This is a genomic window from Streptomyces sp. AcH 505 (assembly GCF_000818175.1).
Lineage (GTDB): Bacteria > Actinomycetota > Actinomycetes > Streptomycetales > Streptomycetaceae > Streptomyces.
The window spans coordinates 1,063,085-1,068,801 of the sequence record NZ_JTIY01000001.1; the positions used below are offsets into that span (position 1 = coordinate 1,063,085).

7 protein-coding genes are annotated in these 5,717 nt (G+C 71.7%); 3 read left to right on the plus strand and 4 right to left on the minus strand.

Annotated elements, in window-relative coordinates:
* Window positions 1–81: 81 nt before the first annotated feature.
* On the minus strand, window positions 82–666 hold the full coding sequence (locus HY68_RS04850) for a DNA-3-methyladenine glycosylase I (protein WP_041984812.1): 585 nt from the start codon (window positions 664–666) through the stop codon (window positions 82–84).
* Window positions 663–1,016: a DivIVA domain-containing protein gene (locus HY68_RS04855; protein ID WP_041995174.1), complete on the minus strand. Its 354-nt coding sequence runs from the start codon at window positions 1,014–1,016 to the stop codon at window positions 663–665. Before HY68_RS04855 ends, HY68_RS04850 begins: the two co-directional genes overlap by 4 nt.
* A gap of 102 nt (window positions 1,017–1,118) precedes the next feature.
* On the opposite strand from HY68_RS04855, the gene folP reads away from it, so the two are divergent.
* Complete coding sequence (gene folP, locus HY68_RS04860) at window positions 1,119–1,991, plus strand: dihydropteroate synthase (RefSeq protein WP_041984816.1); 873 nt, start codon at window positions 1,119–1,121, stop codon at window positions 1,989–1,991.
* Window positions 1,992–2,036: 45 nt separating this feature from the next.
* Here the strand turns inward: folP and HY68_RS04865 are convergent, their stop codons facing one another.
* Window positions 2,037–2,786: a TIGR00730 family Rossman fold protein gene (locus HY68_RS04865; RefSeq protein ID WP_041984819.1), complete on the minus strand. Its 750-nt coding sequence runs from the start codon at window positions 2,784–2,786 to the stop codon at window positions 2,037–2,039.
* A 123-nt stretch (window positions 2,787–2,909) separates the two neighbouring features.
* Complete coding sequence (gene dapE, locus HY68_RS04870; protein WP_041984822.1) at window positions 2,910–3,989, minus strand: succinyl-diaminopimelate desuccinylase; 1,080 nt, start codon at window positions 3,987–3,989, stop codon at window positions 2,910–2,912.
* 96 nt (window positions 3,990–4,085) lie between these two features.
* On the opposite strand from dapE, the gene HY68_RS04875 reads away from it, so the two are divergent.
* Both HY68_RS04875 and HY68_RS43470 read left to right on the plus strand, forming a co-directional pair.
* Window positions 4,086–5,054 (plus strand): hypothetical protein, encoded by a 969-nt coding sequence (locus HY68_RS04875; RefSeq protein ID WP_041984824.1) that lies wholly within the window; start codon window positions 4,086–4,088, stop codon window positions 5,052–5,054.
* Between the two features lie 265 nt (window positions 5,055–5,319).
* Window positions 5,320–5,717 (plus strand): ATP-binding protein (locus tag HY68_RS43470; RefSeq protein WP_041995175.1); only part of this gene is annotated, 398 nt, incomplete at its 3' end.

Here is a 5,717-nt window from a genome sequence, read left to right on the forward strand (position 1 = left end):
CCGCGGCCCGCCGCCCGGGGCCCGGGGCGCAGCCCCGGTTTCGGGGAGGGGCGGGGCTGGGGAAAAGGCTCCGCGCAGCGGCTAGCGGTCTCGGGTGAAGCAGTCCGCCAAGTGGTCATTCACCAACCCGCACGCCTGCATCAACGCATACGCCGTCGTCGGCCCCACAAACCTGATCCCCCGCTTCTTCAGGTCCTTCGACAGCGCCGTCGACTCGTCCGTCACCGCCGCCACGTCCGCTGTCGTCCGTGGTGCCCGGCGCTTCGCCGGGTCCGGGGCGTAGGACCAGATCAGGGTGGTCAGTTCACCGGGCTCCCAGTCCGTCAGGACACGCGCGTTCGCCAGCGTCGCGTCGACCTTGGCGCGGTTGCGGATGATGCCCGGGTCGGCGAGCAGGCGTTCCCTGTCCGCGTCGGTGAACTCGGCGACCGCGGCGATCTTGAACGACGCGAAGGCCGCGCGGAACGTCTCGCGGCGGCGGAGGATCGTGATCCAGGACAGGCCGGACTGGAACGCCTCCAGGCAGAGCCGCTCGAAGAGCGCGTCGTCGCCGCGGACCGGGCGGCCCCACTCCTCGTCGTGGTACGCCACGTAGTCCTCGGACGAGAGGCCCCAGGGGCAGCGCGGCAGCCCGTCCGCGCCTTCGACGACGCCCGTGCCGCTCATCGCCCCGGCTCTTCGCCGGGGCGCTTGAACAGGTCGGGTGACGAGACCGCCGTGGCCTGCGCGCCGGCCAGCGCCGATTCCAGCTCGGCGATCCGGGCGTCCCGCTCGGCGAGTTCCGCGCCGAGGCGGGCGAGGACGTCGTCGACGTCCGCCATCCGGTAGCCGCGGGCCGAGACGGGCAGCCGTACGGCGTCCACATCCGCGCGGCCGACCGGGCGTGTCATCGGCAGCGGGTCCACCAGTTGTTCCGGTGCGGTGTCCGTGAGGACGGCGCTGTCGCCGCCGCCGACGACGGCGAGCGTCACGGCGGCGACCACCACGACCATCGCGACGATCAAGAACAAGAACAGCACGATCTTCTCCCGGGGCCGGAAAACGTCCGGTGCCGATGGTGTCACGAAGACCGTTAAGGTCGCAGGCGGGCCGACGTGACCATGAGGAGGACGAGCGGGATGCGCGGTGGGACTCTGCGGCTGGGGCGCCGGGAATTCGGCGAGCACGAGCAGGTGATCATGGCCATCGTCAACCGCACCCCGGACTCCTTCTACGACCAGGGCGCGACCTTCGACGACGAACCGGCCCTGGACCGCGTCGAGCTGGCCGTCGCCGAGGGCGCGGCGATCATCGACATCGGCGGGGTGAAGGCAGGCCCCGGCGAGGAGGTCGGCGCCGCCGAGGAGATCCGCCGTACGGTCGGATTCGTGGCCGAGGTGCGGCGGCGCCACCCCGATGTGGTGATCAGCGTCGACACCTGGCGGCACGAGGTCGCCGAGGCCGTCTGCGAGGCCGGCGCCGATCTGCTGAACGACGCCTGGGGCGGCGTCGATCCGGCACTGGCCGAGGTCGCCGCCCGGTACGGGGCCGGTCTCGTCTGCACCCACGCGGGCGGCGCCGAGCCGCGCACCCGGCCGCACCGCGTCGCGTACGACGACGTGATGGCGGACATCCTGCGGGTCACGGTCGGTCTCGCCGAGCGCGCGGTACGGCTGGGGGTGCGCGAGGACGGCATCCTCATCGACCCCGGCCATGACTTCGGGAAGAACACCCGGCACTCGCTGGAGGCGACCCGCAGGCTGCCCGAGATGACCGAGACCGGCTGGCCCGTGCTGGTCTCGCTGTCCAACAAGGACTTCGTCGGCGAGTCCGTCGACCGCCCGGTCAAGGAGCGGCTGATCGGTACGCTCGCGACGACCGCCGTCTCGTCCTGGCTGGGGGCGCGCGTCTACCGCGTCCACGAGGTGTCGGAGACCCGGCAGGTGCTGGACATGGTCTCGGCCATCGCTGGCCTGCGACCCCCGGCGGTCGCCCGCCGAGGGCTCGCCTGAGGCAGCCGGCCGTCACCGCCCGTCAGGCGGTGCGGCTCCGCACGGCTACTTCCCCGTCTCCTTCGTCACCAGCGCGACCGCCTCGTCCACATCGTCCGTCAGGTGGAACAACAGCAGGTCCTTCTCCGACGCCTTGCCCTGCGCCACCACCGTGTCCCGCAGCCAGTCGACAAGCCCGCCCCAGTACGCCGTCCCGAACAGCACGATCGGGAAGCGGGTCACCTTGCGGGTCTGCACCAGCGTCAGCGCCTCGAACAGCTCGTCCAGCGTGCCCAGACCGCCCGGCAGTACGACGAATCCCTGGGCATACTTCACAAACATCGTCTTCCGGACAAAGAAGTACCGGAAGTTCACCCCGATGTCGACGTGCGGGTTGAGCCCCTGCTCGAAGGGCAGCTCGATACCGAGGCCGACGGAGACGCCGTCCGCCTCCCGGGCCCCCTTGTTGGCCGCCTCCATCGCGCCGGGGCCGCCGCCCGTGATCACCGCGAAGCCCGCCTCGACCAGCGCCCGGCCGATCCGGGTGCCCGCCTCGTACTCCGGCGAGCCGACGGGGGTACGGGCGGAGCCGAAGACGCTGATGGCGCTGGGCAGTTCGGCGAGTGCGCCGAAGCCCTCCACGAACTCCGACTGGATCCGCATCACCCGCCACGGGTCGGTGTGCACCCATTCCGAGTCGCCCTCGGTGTCCAACAGCCGCTGATCGGTGGTGGAGGACTGCACCTGTTCGCGTCGCCTGAGCACCGGACCGAGCCGCTGCTCCTCCGGCCTCTGCGTTCCCTCAGGCATGCCCATGACCTGTTCCTTCCGCCGCTGAACCGAAAGCTTTCCCCCGTTCCGGCCAGGTTAGGTCCAAGGACGTGACGAACAGCGAAATTCCGTCCGTCGGTCCGGCGGAAGCACCGTCCCCCGCCGTTCTCAAGCGGTCAGCCAGCCGCGCAACTGGTCCTCGCACCGGGTGATCCGCTCCACCACGACCCGCTCGTCACGCTTGTGGGCGAAGACCGGGTCGCCGGGGCCGTAATTGACCGCGGGCACACCCAGCGCGCTGAACCGCGCGACGTCCGTCCAGCCGAACTTGGGCCGCGCCGTGCCGCCCACCGCCGCCATGAAGGCCGCGGCCGCCGGGTGCGAGAGTCCGGGCAGCGCAGCGCCCGAGTGGTCGTCCACGGTGAACTCGGCGACCCCGCAGCCCTCGAACACCTCACGGACGTGCGCCAGCGCCTCATCGGCGCTGCGGTCCGGCGCGTAGCGGTAGTTGACGACGACCGTGCACGCGTCGGGGATGACGTTGTTGGCCACACCGCCCTCGACGCGTACCGCGTTGAGTCCTTCCCGGTACTCGAGCCCGTCGATGACCGGCCGGCGCGGCTCGTACGCGGCGAGGCGGTCCAGGATCGGCGCCGCCGCGTGGATGGCGTTGGACCCCATCCAGCTGCGCGCGGAGTGCGCGCGCTCGCCCTCGGTACGGAGGATGACCCGCAGGGTGCCCTGGCAGCCGCCCTCGACCTCGGCGTTGGAGCCTTCGAGCAGGATGGCGAAGTCGCCGGTCAGCCAGTCGGGGTGGGCGTCGGCCACGCGCCCGAGACCGTTCAGGTCGGCGGCGACCTCTTCGTTGTCGTAGAACACGAAGGTCAGATCGCGGTTGGGCGCGGGCACGGTCGCGGCGATGCGCAGCTGGACGGCGACGCCCGACTTCATGTCGGTGGTCCCGCAGCCCCACAGCACACCGTCGTCGTCCAGCCGCGACGGCACGTTGTCGGCGATCGGCACGGTGTCGATGTGCCCGGCGAGGACGACCCGCTCCGCGCGACCGAGCTGGGTGCGCGCCACGACGTTGTTGCCGTACCGGTCGACGGTGAGATGCGGCAGTGTGCGCAGCGCCTGCTCGATCGCGTCGGCGAGCGGCTTCTCGGTCCCGCTGACGGACGGGAAGTCGACAAGCCAGGCGGTGAGCGCGGGCCCGTCCGATGTGAGGTCAAGAGCGGTCTCAGACATGCTGGTGACCCTAACTCCCCCGCGCACCGGGCCCCCGGCTCCCGCCGCCTCCACGGGCGGGGAACACGGCCCCTCGCGGCACAGTACGGTGACCCCGTGTCTCAGACCGCCTCCCCCGCCTCCGCGCCCCGGCGCCGCCGTCGCCCGCTGCGTATCGCCGCCGCGTTCCTCGTACTGCTCGGTGTCGCCGCCTACGTCGTCACCCAGTACGTGACCGGCGGGCCGCACTCGCAGCAGTGCAAGGTCGTGGCGAAGAATCCGGGGGACGACAAGGCGTCGTACGAACTCAGCCCGGAGCAGGCGGCCAACGCGGCGACGATCTCCGCCGTCGGGACCACCCGCGGTATGCCGGAGCGCGCGGTGACCATCGCGCTGGCGACGTCGCTCCAGGAGTCGGCGCTGCGCAATCTGGACCACGGGGACCGGGATTCACTGGGGCTCTTCCAGCAGCGCCCGTCGAAGGGGTGGGGCACGGCGGCCCAGATCGTCGATCCGGTCTATTCGTCCGGGCAGTTCTACGACCATCTCGCCGAGATCCCCGGCTATTCGCGGCTGCCGCTGACGGTGGCGGCGCAGCGGGTCCAGCGCAGCGGTTTCCCGCAGGCGTACGCGAAGCACGAGCCGGACGCGACGCTGCTGGCCGCCGCGTTCACCGGCAGGGCAGCCGCCGTGCTGACGTGTCCCGCGCCGGCCCCCGCGGTGGCGGGCGACCCGAAGAAGGTACGGGCGGCGCTGGTGAGCAACTTCGGGCGGAAGGTGCTGCCGCAGCCGGATCCGTCGCAGGCGCCGGCGTCCGAGGAGGTCGGCGGCCCGGCCGGCCCCGAGGTGTCGGTGCCGGTGGACGCCCTGCCCCCCGCCGAGGGCGGCAGGCGCGGCTGGGAGCTGGCGCAGTGGGCCGTCGCGCAGGCGGCCGAGCTGCACATCTCCGAGGTGGGCTACGCGGGCCGGGTGTGGAGCGCGGCAAAGGCCGACCAGGGCTGGCGCCGTGCGGACGACGGGTCGTCGAAGGCGAAGGCCAAGGCGGAAGAGGCCTCGAACGACGTGCGGATCCGGATCGCGCAGTAGTACGGCGGATCGCCCGCAGGGGGTGGTCGTGGCATATCCGGCCGGCAGATTCGAAGGATGACCAAATCCCGTGCCGGGCCTGCGAAGTGACGGTTCGGCAGGCGATACGGAACACAACCGTTTGCCCGTTTTTATCCGTACCTGATAATGCGACGCATTACCAACTCTTTACGTATGGTCACCGCAACCCGTATGCCCCCCTGAGCGGTTGTCACAGTGTCCGATCGACGGACAAGCACTGTTTCTCTCCCGTCAAAGGAGCATCATGTCCCTCCCCCTGACCCGTCGGATCGCCCGTGCCGCACTGCTCATCGCGGCTGGCGCAGCTCCCGTGGTCGGTGCGGCCGGCTCCGCCGGTGCCGCGACGCTGCCGCAGGCCACCGACCTGAGCGCGGTGACCGCGCTGGACGGTGCCTCGGTCGGCAACAGCATCGACAGCGGCGCGCAGAGCGCGACCGACGTGGCGGGCAAGGCCGGCGGCGCCGCCGTCGAGTCCGCCGTCCCGGCTGCGGGCAAGACCGTCGGGAGCGCGGCGAAGACGGCGACCCCCGCCGCGCAGAAGGTGGCGGGCGACACCGCGGGCAGCACCGGTGAGGTGCTGGGCCAGACCACGTCGACCGCGGCGCAGGGCGCGGCTCCGGCCGGCGGGCTCGGCGGCGGCCT

What these genes read in the sequence shown, in the direction of transcription:
- HY68_RS04865 (WP_041984819.1), bottom strand. Translation starts at nt 2,786, where the DNA reads ATGGGCATGCCTGAGGGAACGCAGAGGCCGGAGGAGCAGCGGCTCGGT.
- dapE (WP_041984822.1), bottom strand. Translation starts at nt 3,989, where the DNA reads ATGTCTGAGACCGCTCTTGACCTCACATCGGACGGGCCCGCGCTCACC.
- HY68_RS04850 (WP_041984812.1), bottom strand. Translation starts at nt 666, where the DNA reads ATGAGCGGCACGGGCGTCGTCGAAGGCGCGGACGGGCTGCCGCGCTGC.
- folP (WP_041984816.1), top strand. Translation starts at nt 1,119, where the DNA reads ATGCGCGGTGGGACTCTGCGGCTGGGGCGCCGGGAATTCGGCGAGCAC.